Annotated in this window: 15 protein-coding genes; all 15 read right to left on the bottom strand. The window is 41.3% G+C overall.

The genetic code is table 11. The annotated features are described in order from the left end of the window. Positions 1–81 precede the first annotated feature (81 nt). The 15 genes from BK583_RS09155 to tsf all read right to left on the bottom strand — a co-directional run bounded on the left by BK583_RS09155 (position 82) and on the right by tsf (position 17,447). Complete coding sequence (locus tag BK583_RS09155; RefSeq protein ID WP_055735318.1) at positions 82–363, bottom strand: DUF503 domain-containing protein; 282 nt, start codon at positions 361–363, stop codon at positions 82–84. Further along, complete coding sequence (infB, locus tag BK583_RS09150) at positions 363–2,552, bottom strand: translation initiation factor IF-2 (protein WP_038480661.1); 2,190 nt, start codon at positions 2,550–2,552, stop codon at positions 363–365. Before infB ends, BK583_RS09155 begins: the two co-directional genes overlap by 1 nt. 13 nt (positions 2,553–2,565) lie before the next feature. Then, positions 2,566–2,874, bottom strand: coding sequence for a YlxQ family RNA-binding protein (locus BK583_RS09145; RefSeq protein WP_035398481.1), 309 nt, complete (start codon positions 2,872–2,874; stop codon positions 2,566–2,568). Then, on the bottom strand, positions 2,871–3,146 hold the full coding sequence (gene rnpM / locus BK583_RS09140) for an RNase P modulator RnpM (protein ID WP_038480664.1): 276 nt from the start codon (positions 3,144–3,146) through the stop codon (positions 2,871–2,873). Before rnpM ends, BK583_RS09145 begins: the two co-directional genes overlap by 4 nt. A 21-nt stretch (positions 3,147–3,167) precedes the next feature. Then, a complete protein-coding gene (gene nusA, locus BK583_RS09135; RefSeq protein ID WP_038480667.1) occupies positions 3,168–4,265 on the bottom strand; it encodes a transcription termination factor NusA in 1,098 nt (365 codons plus the stop codon). Positions 4,266–4,292: 27 nt separating this feature from the next. Then, entirely contained in the window at positions 4,293–4,763 is a 471-nt protein-coding gene (gene rimP, locus BK583_RS09130) for a ribosome maturation factor RimP (RefSeq protein ID WP_038480669.1), read from the bottom strand. A 203-nt stretch (positions 4,764–4,966) separates the two neighbouring features. Further along, on the bottom strand, positions 4,967–9,247 hold the full coding sequence (locus BK583_RS09125; protein WP_055735488.1) for a PolC-type DNA polymerase III: 4,281 nt from the start codon (positions 9,245–9,247) through the stop codon (positions 4,967–4,969). 69 nt (positions 9,248–9,316) lie between these two features. Then, the gene (locus BK583_RS09120) at positions 9,317–11,014 is read right to left on the bottom strand and encodes a proline--tRNA ligase (RefSeq protein WP_055735317.1); all 1,698 of its coding nucleotides are present in this window, start codon (positions 11,012–11,014) and stop codon (positions 9,317–9,319) included. Between the two features lie 31 nt (positions 11,015–11,045). Continuing rightward, entirely contained in the window at positions 11,046–12,299 is a 1,254-nt protein-coding gene (gene rseP / locus BK583_RS09115; RefSeq protein WP_038480674.1) for an RIP metalloprotease RseP, read from the bottom strand. A gap of 19 nt (positions 12,300–12,318) precedes the next feature. Continuing rightward, positions 12,319–13,461 (bottom strand): 1-deoxy-D-xylulose-5-phosphate reductoisomerase, encoded by a 1,143-nt coding sequence (gene dxr / locus BK583_RS09110; RefSeq protein ID WP_055735316.1) that lies wholly within the window; start codon positions 13,459–13,461, stop codon positions 12,319–12,321. 40 nt (positions 13,462–13,501) lie between these two features. Beyond that, positions 13,502–14,299: a phosphatidate cytidylyltransferase gene (locus BK583_RS09105; protein WP_038480680.1), complete on the bottom strand. Its 798-nt coding sequence runs from the start codon at positions 14,297–14,299 to the stop codon at positions 13,502–13,504. Positions 14,300–14,313: 14 nt separating this feature from the next. Then, positions 14,314–15,090 (bottom strand): undecaprenyl pyrophosphate synthase, encoded by a 777-nt coding sequence (gene uppS, locus BK583_RS09100; RefSeq protein WP_055735315.1) that lies wholly within the window; start codon positions 15,088–15,090, stop codon positions 14,314–14,316. Between the two features lie 109 nt (positions 15,091–15,199). After that, on the bottom strand, positions 15,200–15,757 hold the full coding sequence (gene frr / locus BK583_RS09095) for a ribosome recycling factor (protein WP_038480684.1): 558 nt from the start codon (positions 15,755–15,757) through the stop codon (positions 15,200–15,202). Positions 15,758–15,762: 5 nt separating this feature from the next. Beyond that, positions 15,763–16,479, bottom strand: a complete 717-nt coding sequence (gene pyrH / locus BK583_RS09090; RefSeq protein WP_038480687.1) for a UMP kinase — start codon at positions 16,477–16,479, stop codon at positions 15,763–15,765. A gap of 83 nt (positions 16,480–16,562) precedes the next feature. Then, positions 16,563–17,447 carry a translation elongation factor Ts gene (gene tsf / locus BK583_RS09085; protein WP_055735314.1) on the bottom strand — a complete coding sequence of 295 codons (885 nt, stop codon included), beginning with the start codon at positions 17,445–17,447 and terminating at the stop codon, positions 16,563–16,565. Between the last annotated feature and the right edge of the window lie 42 nt (positions 17,448–17,489).

Here is a 17,489-nt window from a genome sequence, read left to right as displayed (position 1 = left end):
TTTCACCTCTATCAATCTGACTATTCATCAAATCCGTTTGATTCGATCCTACTTCCATGGAGTGCCCTTTTTTAGGACAGATTAAACCCATTCCCAGTCGGTTAAAGTACGCTCTGCCTCGTCATGCCGATCAAGAAGATCGAGGGCTTTTTGCAGTTCTGTTTCAACGCTTTGTTTAGATGAACTCACTGCCGCGATGGTTAGTTCTGCTCGCTGCCATACATTTTGATGGTCAGTTTCTGCAACACTAACATTTAAACGTTGCCGCATTCTCGTTACAATGCTTTTAACAACAGATCGTTTATCCTTTAATGACTGCGCCATAAAGATAAAGCATTCACAACGGACAACCGCTACGTGCATTAGCGCTTAACTTCTTCCATCACGTAGGCTTCAATAATGTCGCCTTCTTTAATGTCGTTAAACTTCTCAAGGGTAATACCACATTCATAACCTGCAGCAACTTCTTTCGCATCATCTTTAAAGCGTTTTAATGCGTTCAGTTCACCTTCATACACAACAATTCCGTCACGGATTAAGCGAACAGCAGAGTTACGGGTAATTTTCCCTTCCGTTACATACGAACCTGCAATGGTACCGATTTTCGATACTTTGAACGTTGTACGCACCTCTACCTGACCAATGACTTTTTCTTCAAACTCAGGGTCAAGTGCACCTTTCATCGCTTGTTCAATTTCATCAATTGCGTTGTAAATAACACGGTGTAGACGAATATCTACATTTTCGGCTTCAGCTACTCGCTTCGCATTAACATCAGGACGAACATTAAAACCGATAACGATGGCATTTGATGCAGAAGCTAAAATAATATCCGACTCGGTAATAGCACCAGCGCCTGTATGAATGATATTCACTTTTACGCCAGCGACATCAATTTTTTCAAGTGATCCTTTCATTGCTTCAACAGACCCTTGAACGTCCGCTTTAATGATGACATTAATATCTTTAATATCCCCTTGTTGGATTTGATTAAAGAGATCATCTAAGCTGACTTTTGATGTTTCAGACAAGTTTTGTTCACGGAAACGAGCCATTAAGCCTTCACCAACCTGGCGCGCTTTTTTCTCGTCTTTAAATGCTTGGAAACGATCGCCTGCTTGTGGAACTTCATTTAACCCTGTTATCTCGACTGGCGCAGACGGACCAACCGTTTTCACACGGCGACCAAGATCATTTACCAATGCACGGACACGACCGAATGTGCTGCCGACAACAACCGCATCTCCAACGTTTAACGTACCACTTTGAACAAGAAGTGTTGCCACAGGGCCACGACCTTTGTCAAGCTGTGCTTCAACAACAGTACCTGTAGCAAGCTTATCAGGATTTGCTTTTAGCTCTTCTACTTCTGAAACAAGTAGAATCATTTCGATCAACTCGTCAATGCCGTCTCCATTCAATGCGGATACGTTAACAAAAATAGTATCCCCGCCCCAAGCTTCTGGCACAAGTTCGTATTCTGTTAATTCTTGCATAACACGGTCAGGATTGGCAGTTTCTTTATCCATTTTATTAACAGCGATAATAATTGGTACTTCTGCTGCTTTTGCGTGACTAATCGCTTCTTTTGTTTGTGGCATTACACCATCATCAGCTGCTACAACAATAATTGCAATATCGGTTACTTGCGCACCACGTGCACGCATCGTTGTAAATGCGGCGTGTCCAGGTGTATCTAAGAACGTAATCTTTTTATTGTTTTGCTCAATTTGATACGCGCCGATATGCTGGGTAATACCACCAGCTTCACCTGCTGTTACTTTTGTATTACGAATAGAATCAAGTAATGTCGTTTTCCCGTGGTCAACGTGACCCATGATGGTGACAACTGGCGGACGCTCTTGCAGTTCTTCTTCTTTATCTTCGCTATCATATAGCTCAATATCAAGTTCATCCACAAACACTTCTTCTTCCACCGCTACGCCGTAATCGGCAGCAAGTAATTCGATTGTATCTTTATCGAGTTCTTGATTGATAGTGGCCATTACACCAAGCTTCATTAGTTTTTTAATTAGTTCAGATGCTTCACGGTGTAGTTTCGCTGCAAGCTCACTTACACTTAAGCTACCTGAAATCATAATTTTTTCAGGTAAAGGCATTTGTTGGTGATTTGGACGGTTTTGTGGTCCGCCACGTTTCTTCCCACGACCTTGATTACGTCGGTTGTTATTTCCAGGTCGTCCTTGATTGCGGTTTCCGCCACCACCAGGACGATTTCCTTGCCCTTGGGCACGGTTATTTGGACCACGGTTTCCACCTTGAGTCGCGTTTCCTTGCTTTTGCGCGCCGCGCTGTTCTTGGCCTGCTGGTTTTTTATCGTTCGGTCGATCATCTGTTTTTTTGTTCATACTTTTTTGATCTCCATTTCCTCCAGAAGCCTGTACTTGTTGGTTGGCTTTCTTTAATGTCTCCTCTTCCACAGTCGACATATGGTTTGACACAGTTTCACCCATCGCTTTTAGCTTTTCGATTAATTGTTTGCTTTGAACATTATTTGCTTTTGCGTATTCATGAATTCGCATTTTTGACATATACATACCTCCATTATTGGTTCAGTAATGCAGCAATTTTCTTAGCAAACCCTTTACTTCGTATGCCTATTACAACACGTGCTTCTTTCCCAATTGCAGAACCGAGTTCGTAACGATCACTAACTGCAAAAAGAGGAACATGATAATAGCTACATTTATCCCGCACTTTTTTTGCTGTATTCTCACTTGCATCACTAGCTAGTAAGACAAGTGCTACATTCTTTTTGCGGACTGCTTCTAACGTTAATTCTTCACCTGTTACAAGCTCGCCTGCACGCATACAAAGCCCGAGTAATGATAAATAGTGTTGGTTAGGGTTCATTTCTTTTTAACCTTCTTTAAATCAGTTAAAAGCTGATCATACACTTCAGCCGTTACGTTCACTTGTAAGTGTCGTGTCAAACTATTTCTTTTTTTCGCCAGCTCAAATACATCTTCATCGTGTGATAAGTAGGCTCCACGACCGTTCTTTTTTCCAGTCGGATCTAGCTCTACGGTTCCTTCAGGTGTTCGGACAATTCGAATCAGTTCACCTTTAGGCTTCATTTCGTTAGTAACGATACATTTTCTAAGCGGTATTTTTCGTTGCTTCATCTTGACCCCCGCCTTATTCGATTAATCTTGCTCTTGTCCAAGAAGATCTTCATCTAGGGTTTCCTCAGCGTCAAGTAAACCTAACTCTCTAGCTTCTGTTTCATTCTTAATATCGATTTTCCAACCGGTTAATTTAGCTGCTAAACGCGCATTTTGACCACGCTTCCCGATCGCTAAAGAAAGCTGATAGTCGGGTACGATCACTTGAGTCATTTTATCCTCTTCGTTTACATTCACACGCATCACTTTTGCTGGGCTTAATGCATTTGCAATATAAACAACTGGATCGTCAGACCATTCAACAATGTCAATTTTTTCCCCTTTAAGTTCGTCCACAATAGTTTGAACGCGTTGTCCTCTTTGTCCAACACATGCACCAACAGAATCCACTTCAGGATTTTCAGAGTGAACGGCAATCTTCGAGCGGTCACCAGCTTCTCGTGATACCGATTTAATTTCAACGGTTCCATCATAAATCTCTGGTACTTCTAGCTCAAACAACCGCTTTAATAAACCCGGGTGCGTACGAGAAATTAAAATTTGAGGTCCTTTTGTTGTTTTTTCGACTTTCGTAATATACGCCTTAATACGATCATTGTGGCGATATACTTCATTCGGCATTTGTTCTGTTAATGGTAACAGTGCCTCTACTTTACCAAGATCGACATAAATAAAGCGGTGATCCTGCCTTTGCACAATTCCATTCATGATGTCTTCTTCACGATCAATAAAGTCTGAATAAATGATGCCACGCTCTGCTTCACGCACACGCTGTGTGACAACTTGTTTTGCCGTTTGCGCAGCAATTCGACCAAAATCTTTTGGCGTAACTTCAATTTCAACGACGTCGTCTACTTCAAAGTTTTGATTAATTCCTTGTGCTTCTTCTTCTGATATTTCTAGTCTTTTATCAAACACTTCTTCAACCACGACTTTACGTGCAAACACACGGATGCTCCCGTTCGTACGGTTTACATCAACACGAACGTTTTGCGCTTGCCCAAAATTCCGTTTATAACCAGAAATAAGTGCTGCTTCAATCGCTTCTATGATGACTTCTTTTTTAATCCCTTTGTCAGCTTCAAGGGTTGTTAAAGCTTCCATAAATTCGCTATTCATGGAAAGCACCTCCTTCGTTTTCTTAACCTAGAACAGAATCGATAAGCGGATATTCGCAATTTTATCGTAAGGAATGGTGTACGTCACAGTACGTGTTTTCACTTTTGTATCCACAGTAAGCTGATTATCTTCAAAAGCCTGCAGCTTCCCTTCAAAGGTTTTTTCTCCATTTAAAGGTTCGTAAGTTGTAATGTAAACACCTTTTCCAACCGCTTTTTCCACGTCTGCTTTTTTCTTTAATGGACGCTCCGCCCCTGGTGAAGACACTTCAAGGAAATAAGCTTCTTTAATAGGGTCCGCTTCGTCTAGCTGTTCACTAAGTTTTTCACTGACCTTTTCGCAGTCATCTAGATCAACGCCTTTATCTGAATCAATATAAACGCGTAAAAACCAGTTCGGCCCTTCTTTTTTGTATTCTACTTCTACTAGTTCAAGCTGTAAGTCGTCTACAATTGGAAGGACCAATTGTTCCACTTTACTAGAGACAATTTTACTCAAGCATCTGTCCCTCCTTTTTCACATAATAAAAACGTATGCCTATCACCAGCATACGTCATCAGGCATATCCAACTTTTCATGCGCCTAGCGAGTTGCGAACAAAAAGAGTGGGTTGCCCCACTCTTTCATCATTCCGTATGCTAACTATTACCATAAACGATTTTATCACAGGATAGAGCCTCGCGCAAGGCTTGTTCTATTTCTTAGAAAAGTGATAGCTGGTTTGACTCAGGGAGATCGTGTAAACATCCGTGATCAGACAAATTTTCGACAACTGTTTTTGTTAACTTCGCACGTTGTTGTAGATCCTCTTTTGACAAAAAGTGACCGTTTTCTCGTGCTTTCACTATATTAAGAGCTGCGTTTGTACCAACCCCGTTTAGTGAGTTAAATGGCGGAAGTAGCGTATCGCCATCTACAATGAATTCAGTTGCCGACGATTTATAAAGGTCGACTTTTTGGAATCCAAAGCCACGTTCACACATCTCAAGAGAAAGTTCAAGGACAGTTAAGACTGCTTTCTCTTTCGGCGCGGCATCTAAGCCTTTTGCGTTAATTTCATCGATTTTAGCACGAATGGAACTTGAACCTTTTATCATCACATCCATCTCAAAATCATCTGCTCGTACCGTAAAGTACGTAGCATAATAAAGGATAGGATGATGCACTTTAAAATAAGCAATTCGTACAGCCATTAACACATACGCTGCAGCGTGGGCTTTAGGGAACATATATTTTATTTTTGTACAAGAATCAATGTACCAGTCCGGCACGTCATGCTTTTTCATTTCTTCAACCCATTCAGGCTGGAGTCCTTTTCCTTTACGAACAAATTCCATAATTTTAAATGCGAGTGAAGACTCTAGCCCTTTGTAGATTAAATAAACCATAATATCATCACGACAGCCAATAACGTCTTTTAATTCACACGTACCATTATAGATCAACTCGTTAGCATTGCCGAGCCATACATCCGTACCGTGGGATAACCCAGAAATTTGCAGAAGTTCAGAGAACGTGCTCGGCTTTGTTTCTTCAAGCATTTGACGCACAAACCGTGTTCCAAATTCAGGAATGCCTAAAGTTCCTGTCTTACACATAATTTGCTCTTCTGTTACGCCTAAAATGTCTGGAGAAGCAAATATTTTCATAACGTCTGGATCATCTGTTGGGATGGTCTTTGGATCAATTCCACTTAAGTCTTGAAGCATTCGAATTGCCGTTGGATCATCGTGTCCGAGTATATCCAGTTTCAAGAGGTTGTCGTGGATGGAATGGAAATCAAAATGAGTGGTTTTCCACTCTGAATTTTTATCGTCTGCCGGGTATTGAATTGGTGAAAAATCATGGATATCTTTATAATCCGGCACAACAATGATTCCACCAGGGTGTTGGCCAGTTGTTCGTTTAACACCGGTACAACCTGAGACGAGCCGGTCAATTTCTGCTCCCCTCATTAATAAATCGTGATCACCTTGATAGCCTTTGACAAAACCATATGCCGTTTTTTCGGCAACTGTTCCGATTGTTCCCGCACGATAGACATACTCTTCACCGAATAAGTCTTTCGTATACGCATGGGCTCTCGGCTGATATTCACCAGAAAAGTTCAAATCAATATCGGGTACTTTGTCTCCTTTAAAGCCTAGAAACGTCTCAAAGGGAATATCTTGACCATCTTTTTGATAAGCCGATCCACACTTAGGACAATTTGCATCTGGTAAGTCATATCCAGATGCAACAGAGCCATCATCAAAGAAATGGGAATGCTGACAGTTCGGACATACATAGTGTGGCGCTAAAGGATTGACTTCAGTAATTTCCGTCATCGTTGCAACAAACGAAGAACCGACGGAACCTCGGGAACCAACCAGATAGCCATCATCAAGTGATTTCTTAACCAGCTTCTGTGAAATTAAATAAATAACTGCAAAGCCGTGCCCAATAATACTATTAAGCTCTTTTTCTAGACGTGCCTCAACAATGTCAGGAAGGGGATTTCCATATATAGCTCTAGCCCTTCCATAGCTCATTTCCCGCATTTCATCATCTGCACCTTCAATTTTCGGTGCATATAATTCGTCTGGAATAGGGTGAACCTCTCCAATTTCATTTGCAATACGATTCGAATTCGTCACAACGAGGTCGTAAGCTTTTTCATCTCCAAGAAATGCAAATTCAGCCAACATTTCATCGGTTGTACGGAAATGAACAAGTGGAAGTGCTTGTCGATTTAATGGATTCGCACCACCTTGAGAAGCAATTAAAATTTTACGGTAAATGGCATCATTTTCATTCACGTAATGAACATTTCCTGTTGCTACAACGGGTAAATTGAGCTGATCTCCTAACGAAATGATTTTCCCAATAATTTCTTGAAGCGCCTGTTCATCTTTAATGAGTTCTCGTTCAATAAGGTGGCGATAGAGACCCGGCGGTTGAATTTCTAGAAAGTCATAGAAACGTGCGATGTTCTCAACTTCGTCTGCTGATTTCTGCATCATGCCTTCAAACACTTCGCCTTTGTCACATGCTGAACCGATTAACAAGCCTTCACGATGCTTGTTTAATTCAGAACGTGGAATTCTCGGCGTGCGGAAGTAATAATTGACGTGAGACATCGTTACAAGCCGGTAAAGATTTTTTAATCCTTCTTGAGATGTTACATGAATCGTTGCGTGAAAAGGGCGCTGCCGATGAAAATTGCCTTGTCCCATATGATTGTTTAATTCATCGTGAAACAAAATCTCTTTTTCCGCTGCATCCTTTACCATTTTCCATAATAAGTAGGCTGTTGCTTGGGTATCGTATATAGCGCGGTGATGACTGACCAGCTCGATATCAAATTTCTTACATAATGTATTTAATCGATGATTTTTTAATTCAGGATAAAGAAATCGACCTAGTTCCAATGTATCAATGACTGGATTTTGCACTTCTGTAAAGCCCATTTTCTTATAGCCAACATTTAAAAATCCAATATCGAAACTTGCATTGTGCGCAACAATCGTTCCAGTGCCTGCAAATTCTTTAAATTGCTTCAGCACATCTAGTGGGTCAGGAGCGCCTTGTAGCATATCATCTGTTATCCCTGTTAAATCAATAATCGTTGAGGATAGAGGCTCTTTAGGATCAGCAAACGATTCAAACGTATCAACGATTTCACCATTTTTGATTTTGACTGCTGCAAGCTCAATCACTGTATTGTAAACTGCAGATAGCCCCGTTGTTTCCACGTCAAACACAACATATTCTTCATCCAGTAGTTTACGATGATCTGAATTGTAGGCAATCGGTACACCATCATCGACAATATTGGCTTCCATTCCGTAAATCACTTTTATGCCATGTTTTTTACTAGCGTTATATGCTTCAGGAAAGGCTTGTACAACACCATGATCCGTAATTGCTACTGCACGATGGCCCCATTTCGCTGCTTGTTCCACATATTGACCAACCGAAGCCATTCCATCCATTTGGCTCATTGTTGAGTGGGTATGCAGCTCAACTCGCTTCTCTTCTGCTGTATCGATACGAGATTTAGGTGTTATTTGATTAAAATCATTTGCAATCATCACAAGATCGCGTACAAATGTATCGTTTTGGATACCTCCGCGGACCTTCATCCACATACCTTTTTTCACAGCTTGTAAAATCGGAATATCTTCTTTATCCCGTGAAAACATCTTCACTAATATTGAATCGGTGTAATCGGTAATTTTAAACGTTAAGAGTGTTCGACCACTTCTTAGCTCTCGGGTTTCTGCAAAAAACACATATCCTTGAACCGTAATTCTTCGTTCTTCATCCACAATTGCTTCAAGGGGAATTGGATCATCCTTAATCGGATAGCCCATTGATAAATTCGCAGCAGAAACTTGTTTCGTCATCTCTTCTTCTTGACGCTTTTTCTCAAGCATTGCCTCTACAACTTTAGAATGATCTTCTTCTTGACGCTTTCGTACAAATTCATCATACGCTTCTTTTGATTCTTCCACCGATATGTGCAACGGAATCGTCGGTAAGCCATAACGAGTACAGATCTGTTTGAACGGTTCCACAAGTTTCCGCTTCATAGCTTGTCCCTCTGCATCATTTTGCGCCACAAGCGCCAAAGCGCCTTTGCTCATGTCTGGCGTTTGCTTTTGTAGTGCAGCTGCAAGAGGTGGTGACAATAGGGAAAACTCACTCATAATAATTGGCCAGTAGTTGTTCCAAGCCTCTTCTGTCATTTCGTTATGATCATACGTGATTGTACAGGTCGCTTTCGCAATCTCTTTAAACGTTACTTCTAATTTCGAGGTAAACAATTGGGCTAAATCAGCAGGAAGAATCGTTTGCAAATGAATATAAAAATGCCACGATTTCGTCTCTCGCGTGATCGCCAATTTTTTTATATAACCGTTTTCGAAATACGCATGTCCATCTGTCGGGACTTGTAGTTGTTCAAGTAATAAACGAAGGCGTTCTTCTCTTGATCCCATTTCATTGTTCACTAAAAATCACTCCCCCGTGCAAGGAAATGGACTGACCGATTGGCCAGTCCACTTCTGTCAATTGGCAAATTCCTTTACCCATTGTACTAGATCTTCTTTTGATAGCTCAAGCTGTTCGCCTGTTTTTCTTACTTTCACTTCAACAATTCCTTCACCTGCACGTTTACCAACTGCAATTCGTACAGGAAGACCAATTAAGTCAGCGTCTTTGAACTTCACTCCGGCGCGCTCACCACGGTCATCAAATAATACATCGATTCCAGCCTGTTTTAAGTCTGTGTAAATCGCTTCTGCTAGTGCTTGCTGCTCTTCATTTTTCACATTAAGGGCTAGCAGGTGAACAAGAAACGGTGCAATAGATACCGGCCATACGATCCCATTTTCATCGTGATGCTGTTCAATCACTGCCGCAATGGTTCTTGAAATGCCAATCCCATAGCAGCCCATTAAAAACGTCTGCGCTTTGCCATTTTGGTCAAGGTATTTGGCTTGTAAAGATTCAGAGTATTTACGACCAAGTTTAAAGACTTGACCTACTTCAATGCCTTCTGCAAATTGAAGGGTTCCTTGTCCATCAGGAGAGGGGTCTCCTTCTTTTACTGTACGCAAATCCTTGTACGCGGTAGCTTGATAATCTTTCCCTGGCCCTACATGCACATAGTGGTAGCCGGTTTCATTTGCACCACAAGCAATGGTTTCCATTCCGTGAATGCGGTGGTCTGCATAAATAGGTACATTGTTCACGTTGACCGGTCCAATAGAACCTGGTGTTGCTCCAAACAGGTCAACAACTTCTTCTTCTGTAGCCATACGCATCTCTTTAGCACCTAACTCATGAAGAGCTTTTACTTCATTTAGCTCATCATTCCCTCGGAGCAGTAAAAGCGAACCTTCACCATCAACGAATACAACTAACGCTTTTAAAATATGATCAGGATCAACACCTAATGCAGCTGCTGCATCATTGACTGTTTTTGCATCAGGAGTTGCTTTCTTTTCAAGTAAGCCATAATCCTGTGATTGAGGCGGTTCTGGTGCGAGGCTCGAAGCCATTTCAAGGTTCGCCGCATAATCCGATCCGTCTGAGTAAGCAATGGTGTCTTCACCAACGGAAGCGAGTGCCATAAATTCATGTGTATCCTTACCACCCATCGTACCAGAGTCAGCAATAACCGGACGGAATGTTAGCCCTACACGTGAAAAAATACGGGAATACGCTTCGTGCATGGCCCAATAGGTCTCATGTAAACTTTCTTCTGAGTCATGAAACGAATACGCATCTTTCATAATAAATTCACGACCACGCAACAAACCGAAACGAGGTCGGCGCTCATCTCTGAATTTCGTTTGGATTTGGTATACATTTAATGGGAGTTTCTTATAAGATGTAATGCCATCTTTAATGATAGTAGTAATGACCTCCTCGTGGGTTGCACCGAGGGCAAAATCACGATTATGACGATCTTTTAACCGGATCAATTCATCGCCCATATCTTCCCACCGCCCAGACTCTTGCCAAAGTTCAGCTGGGTGCAAAGCTGGCAACGTTAATTCCTGAGCGCCAATCCCATCTAATTCTTCACGAATAATCGCTTCAATCTTCGTCATCGCTTTTTTCGCTAATGGAAGATAGGCATATACTCCTGATGCAAGTTGGCGCATCATTCCAGCCCGAAGCATAAGTTGGTGACTTATCGCTTCAGCATCGGCGGGAACATCACGCATCGTTGGTACCAAATAAGTTGACTGTCTCATTGCGTCACTTCCTTTACTCACTTCATCTAACTTAAGAGAATAGCTTGCTTATATCGTTCCACGTCACCACAATCATTAATAACATAACTAACGCAAAACCGATAAATTGAATGGCTCCTTCTTTTTCTGGCGAGACGGGTTTCCCTCGAATGCCTTCGTACGCTAGAAACATTAATCGTCCACCGTCTAGAGCAGGAATTGGGAACAAATTAATGACCCCTAAATTGACACTGAGCAGTGCCGCAAAAAAGAATACTTGGTACGTGCCTGCAGCCACAGCAGAATCCGTTATATTATAAATCCCAACAGGACCAGAAATATAATCCAGTGAAAACTCACCAGTAAGAATCAAACCTAGTGTACTAAAAATAGATGTGGCGAAATCTACAAATGTTGTTGCCGATTCGCCAACAGCTGCAACGAACCCGGATTCTCTTAATGGCGCTACGCCAATCACACCGATTTCTTCGTCAATTTCTGACACATAGTTTGAGCCAGTCGTCAGAGTTACTTCTTGCTGTGAACCATCACGTTCAAAAGTAATCGCCACATCTTGATTTGGTCTTTCACCAATGGCTTGTTGCATATCTTGCCAACGTTCTGTTGCATTTCCATCAACAGCTACGATTAAATCCCCAGCTTGCAAACCGGCTTGTTCTGCTGGCGATCCTTCTATTGGATCAATTTGATTTGTAGAAAAGCCCGCAATGGAGAACAATCCTAACAAAATCACGTACGCTAAAATAAAGTTCATTAATGGTCCTGCAAAGATAGCCATTGCACGAGCCCCTAATGATTTAGACCCAAACTGCCGATGCCATGGCGCATTCATTTGTGCAACTTCATCTTGCACAATCATTGCTTTTTCATGAATAGAATAGCGTATAAGCTCGCCTGAATCCTCATCCATTGTTTCAATATACAGATCATGAACAAGATCAATTCGTTCAACTTGCACAACATGAGCTTCAGGGTGTTTTGATTTGTTGTTAACAATAATTTCGGTTACGCGCTGCTGGTCATCAAATACGAGTCCAACTTCATAACCTGGACGAATAACCGTTTGCTCTGGCTCTTCACCAGCCATTCGAACGTAGCCACCGATCGGTAGTAGACGCACTGTATAAATGGTGTCGTTTCTTTCAAAAGCAAACAGCTTCGGCCCCATTCCAATTGCAAACTCGTAGCAAAGAATGCCTGCCCTCTTTGCAAAAAATAAATGACCCCATTCGTGTACAAATACAAGCACACTGAATATGGCAATAAAAGCTAGTAACGTATTCAACAGCCATACCGCCTTCCTGTTAGTTGTTCATTACACGTGCACGAACTGCTTGGTCAACAGCAAGAATTTCTTCAAGTGAAGGATTCGCTTGCCGTGTGTGTGTATGTAATGCTTGTTCAATTACGTCTTCAATCTGTAAAAAAGTAATCTCACCTTTTAAAAACTTCGCCACAGCCACTTCATTTGCCGCATTTAAAACCGTTGGCATTGTGCCTCCACTTTTGCCTGCTTCATATGCAAATTTCATACAGCGATAACGTTCAAAGTCAAGATCCTTAAAATGGAGCTTCCCAAGTTCGGCAAGATTTAAGCGCTCTCCTTCGGGTCGTGCAAAACGATCAGGGTACGTCAGTGCATACTGGATAGGGACACGCATATCAGGTGTTCCTAATTGAGCAATGACACTCCGATCATGAAACTCTACCATTGAGTGAATAATACTTTCCTTATGGATTACTACATCAATATGGTCATAATCTGTGTTAAATAACCAATTTGCTTCAATCACTTCCAAGCCTTTATTCATCATTGTAGCAGAATCAATCGTAATTTTTGCTCCCATTGACCAGTTTGGATGGGACAGAGCTTGTTCCACAGTGACATCCTGTAGCTCATGACGAGCTTTATCCCGGAAACTTCCCCCTGATGCAGTTAGGATTAATCGATCAATGGCTTTATGAGGTTCTCCATTTAAAGCTTGAAAAATAGCAGAATGCTCACTATCGACAGGAATAAGTGAAACACCTTTTTTTTGCGCTGCTTCCATCACTAGATGGCCTGCTGTTACGAGGGTTTCTTTGTTCGCAATGGCAACAGGCTTGCCAGCATCAATGGCAGCCAATGTTGGTAGTAAACCGACAGACCCTGTAATAGCCGTAACCACCACATCGGCATCAGACGACTTTGCAACCTCTACTAAGCCAGAGTCACCATAATAGAATTCCACTTCTTTGCCAAATTCCCTTTGAAGATTTTTAGCATCCTCTTCTTTTGCCACTGAAACAAGCTTCGGTTTAAATTCTTTAATTTGGTTACGTGCAAGCTCGATATTCACCCCACAGGATAATGCTACTAAGGAAAATGCTTGAGGGTGATCCCGAATCACATCTAATGTCTGTGTACCAATTGAACCTGTCGAGCCTAATAAACTAATTTTTTTCATCGTTTCTCCTCTCCATCTCGCAAGCGTACTACTTTATCTTTTAGATTAATTGCAAAAGATGCAAGAGCGGCATGACAAAGATTAAGCTATCAAATCGATCCAAGATACCACCATGTCCAGGTAGTACATTTCCTGAATCTTTCACGGCATAATGTCGCTTTAACGCTGACTCTACTAAATCACCAATTTGCCCAAAAACGGCTGTGGCAAGCATAATGAAGACAGCGGTTATGTATGAAGTAAATGCCGGAGTAAGGAAAAAGAACAGACTTCCGACGATAACAGCCAATACAATCCCACCGAGAGAGCCTTCAATCGTTTTATTTGGACTAATTTCTGGCCAAAGCTTGTGTTTCCCCATCGCTTTTCCGACGAAGTAAGCACCTGAATCAGTTGTCCAAATTAAGATGATGACAAATAAAACGAGCCATAGGCCGACTTCGGTTACGTTTCGAGCCTCTATTAAGAAATGAAAACCAAAACCTACATATACGCTCGAAAGGATAATAAACCCAACCTCATCAAAGGTCAGTTTATTCTTCGTTAATACCGTTAGCATTAACAAAATGAGGATAAGAAAAATAAACAATTCTATTTTCGTATTTTCTATCGGAATAAATTGATCAAACCAGTTCGTTGGGATTAATAGCAACCACATAGATATCAGGCCGGCTATTCCTCTTAACGATAAGGCTTGAATTTTTTTCATTTTAAGTAATTCCATCATCGCGATTGTTGCCATTAAGGTTACAAAGATGGAGAACCACCAGCCACCTAAAAAAACAAATGCTAAAATGACAACCCCAATCGCTAATCCTGTTACAATTCGTGTTTTCATTACTGTCGCCCTTCCTATAATCCTCCGTAACGTCTACCACGATTTTGATACGTCGCAATGGCTTCACGGAAATGATTCTCATTAAAATCGGGCCAAAGTACAGATGTGAACCAGAATTCACTATACGCAAGTTGCCACAGCATAAAATTACTTAGTCTGATTTCACCACTTGTGCGAATCAATAAGTCTGGATCTTTTAGCTGACAACTCATCAAATGCGCACCAATCACATCTTCATTGATGTCTTCTGCTCGAAGCTCACCTGATTCTACTTTAAACGCAATTTGTTTCATAGCTTCCGCCATCTCAAATCGACTGCCATAATTAAGAGCGAAATTAAGAATTAACCCGGTATTATGCTTAGTCTTTTCAATTGCCTCATCCACAGCTTGAATGGTATGAACTGGCAACGCTTCTTTTGTTCCCATAATTCGGACTTGTACATTTTCTTTAATAAGTGTTGGGAGTTCGCTTTTAAGATAGCGTTCCGGTAAACTTAATAAAAAATCAACCTCCGCTTTCGGGCGCATCCAATTTTCTGTTGAAAATGCATACAGGGTAAGTACTTCCACGTGTAACGCATTTGCCGCTCGGACAATTTTGTTTACATTTTTCATCCCTTCACGATGACCAGCAATGCGAGGGAGGCCTCGGCTGGATGCCCATCTACCGTTGCCATCCATTATAATGGCGACATGCTTTGGAATTCGACTTAAATCAAGGTTTCTATCATATTGCTTTTCCTCTTCTGTATGAAAAGCTTGCTTCCATTTAGAAAATTTCTCGAGCATTCTTCGCCCTCCGTCTCACTAGCGGTTCGCCCTTCACGATGCTTAAAAGTGTAAAAAACCCCCTATTAAAGAGGGTCTCCTACTTTTCTTTATCATACACGTAATTTAATCAGACTTCCATAATTTCCTCTTCTTTTTCTTTAGCACGTGTATCAATTTTACTAATATAAGAGTCTGTTAACTTTTGAATTTTGTCGGTCTCTCCACGAAGCTCGTCCTCTGTCATCTCGCCATCTTTTTGACGTTTTTTCAAATCGTCATTGGCATCACGGCGAATATTACGAACAGCTACTTTAGAGTCTTCGGCAGTTCTTGACACAATTTTACTTAATTCTTTCCGACGCTCTTCTGTTAACGCTGGAATAATAATACGTATAACTTGTCCATCACTTGATGGTGTCAAGCCAAGGTCAGCCTTCATAATTGCTTTTTCAATATTACTAATTGCTGATTTATCAAAAGGTGTAATTAAAAGCAAACGCGCTTCAGGTACCGTAATTGAAGCAAGCTGGTTTAACGGTGTTTCTGCTCCATAATACTCTACCGTAACACGGTCTAAAAGAGCTGGATTTGCGCGACCGGCACGCAATTTCGCTAGTTCACGGTTTAAAGACTCAATGGCTTTATCCATTCTTCCTTTAGTATCATCTTGAATTTGTTTTGACATATCAATTATTTCCCCCTGACCACTGTACCAATTTTTTCGCCTAAAACGGCGCGTTTAATATTGCCTTCTTCCATAATAGAGAATACGACAAGTGGAATGTCGTTGTCCATACATAAGGATGAAGCAGTTGAATCCATTACTTGAAGCCCTTCTTTTAAAACATCCATATACGTAATCGTGTCATATTTTGTTGCATCCTCATTCGTACGAGGGTCTGCATTATAAACGCCATCTACATTGTTTTTCGCCATTAAGATGACTTCTGCCTCGATTTCCGCCGCACGTAGCGCAGAAGTAGTATCCGTTGAAAAGTATGGGTTTCCTGTTCCAGCGGCAAAGATCACAACCCGCTTCTTTTCCAAGTGGCGAATGGCTTTTCTACGAATATAAGGCTCTGCCACTTGTCTCATTTCAATTGATGTTTGCACGCGTGATTCAACACCAATGGATTCAAGGCTATCTTGAAGAGCAAGGGAATTCATTACTGTCGCGAGCATGCCCATATAATCAGCAGTGGCGCGATCCATTCCTTGAGCACTACCAGCCATACCACGCCAAATATTCCCGGCACCAACAACGACGGCTACTTCTACTTCTAGTTCAACAATCTCTCTAATTTGCGTAGCAATAGATTTAATGATTGTCGGATCAATTCCATACCCTTGTTCTCCAGCTAATGCTTCTCCACTAAGCTTTAAAACGACACGATTGTATTTGTTCATTGTGACCTCCGAATTTGCTTTGTTCCTTATCTTTTCTTGTAAAAAAGGGACACGAACGAATGTTGTGTCCCTTTACTAGGTTGTTATTTTTTCACTTGAGACATAACTTCTTCAGCAAAGTTATCTTCACGCTTTTCAATACCTTCGCCTACTTCGTAACGCACAAACGTTTTCACTGTAGCATTTTTCCCTTTAACATACTTCCCTACTTTTTGATCGCCATCTTTAACGAAAGGCTGGTCAAGTAGACATACTTGTTCAAAGAATTTGCTTAAGCGACCTTCAACCATTTTTTCAACGATGTTTTCAGGTTTGCCTTCGTTAAGCGCTTGTTGCTTAAGAACTTCACGCTCACGATCAACAACATCACCCGTTACCTCATCGCGAGAAACATAAGTTGGGTTAATAGCAGCAACGTGCATCGCAATATCTTTAGCAAGTTCTTCATCATTTGAAGATCCAATTAACGTAAGAACGCCAATACGCCCACCCATGTGTAGGTATGAACCAAATACATCACTGTCTTCTTTTTCAACAACTGTGAAACGGCGTAGGGAAAGTTTTTCACCAATTTTTGCAATCGATGAATTAATGTGAGAGAGAACAGTGTCGTCTCCACCTTTAAAGTTTTGCTCTAACGCTACTTCAACTGTTGCTGGGTTTTCAGCTAAAATGTGCTCAGCCAATTCTTTAACAAGCCCTTGGAAGTTTTCATTTTTCGCAACGAAATCTGTCTCAGAGTTCACTTCAACGATAACCGCTTTGTTTCCACTTGTTACAACTGACGCAAGACCTTCTGCTGCAACACGGTCTGCTTTCTTCTCAGCTTTTGCAATACCCTTTTCACGTAGAAAGTCAATTGCTTTGTCCATATCTCCATCAACTTCAACAAGTGCTTTCTTACAATCCATCATGCCAGCGCCTGTTTTTTCACGAAGTTCTTTTACCATACTCGCTGTAACTGCCATTTAAATTCCTCCTATTAACAAATCTTTTTCACAAAAAAAAGG

Source organism: Shouchella oshimensis, from assembly GCF_002019765.1.
GTDB classification, from domain to species: domain Bacteria; phylum Bacillota; class Bacilli; order Bacillales; family Bacillaceae_D; genus Shouchella; species Shouchella oshimensis.
The sequence above is the reverse complement of the archived record's forward strand: the minus strand, read 5'-3'. Positions and strand labels throughout refer to the sequence as shown.